Origin of the sequence: Pseudomonas sp. ICBG1301, from assembly GCF_016918385.1 — a bacterium.
GTDB lineage: Bacteria > Pseudomonadota > Gammaproteobacteria > Pseudomonadales > Pseudomonadaceae > Aquipseudomonas > Aquipseudomonas palleroniana.
The window spans coordinates 1-328 of record NZ_JAEKGB010000034.1; the positions used below are offsets into that span (position 1 = coordinate 1).

Below are 328 nucleotides of genomic sequence, written 5' to 3' on the forward strand. Positions count from 1 at the left end.
CGGAACGTTCCCATTCCCAATAGAAACTCGCGCCACCGGCCAACTGCCGTTCAAGGATGACGTGCTGATCGTCGTAGCGATAAACCTCGCGCTCACCCACGGCATTGGTCGCACACACCAGTCGGCCACCGTCGTCATAGGCGTAGGACACAACGTTGTGTTCGGTCACCCAGGTGAAGGCTTCATGGCCTTTGGCGCGCTGAACCTGATAGTCCACCGCCACAATGCGCCCAAGCTCATAGCGCAAGAACAGCGAGCGGCCGACGCCGTTATCCAGCCGTTCAATACGCCCCGAGCGATCCCGCAGAATACGCAGCCGGTTGTCGTA

The 328-nt window shown here is 59.8% G+C and carries 1 protein-coding gene; it reads right to left on the reverse strand.

Features of this window, described 5'->3' with window-relative positions; genetic code table 11:
* Window positions 1-328 (reverse strand): hypothetical protein (locus tag JBE38_RS27565; RefSeq protein WP_205345602.1); only part of this gene is annotated, 328 nt, incomplete at both ends.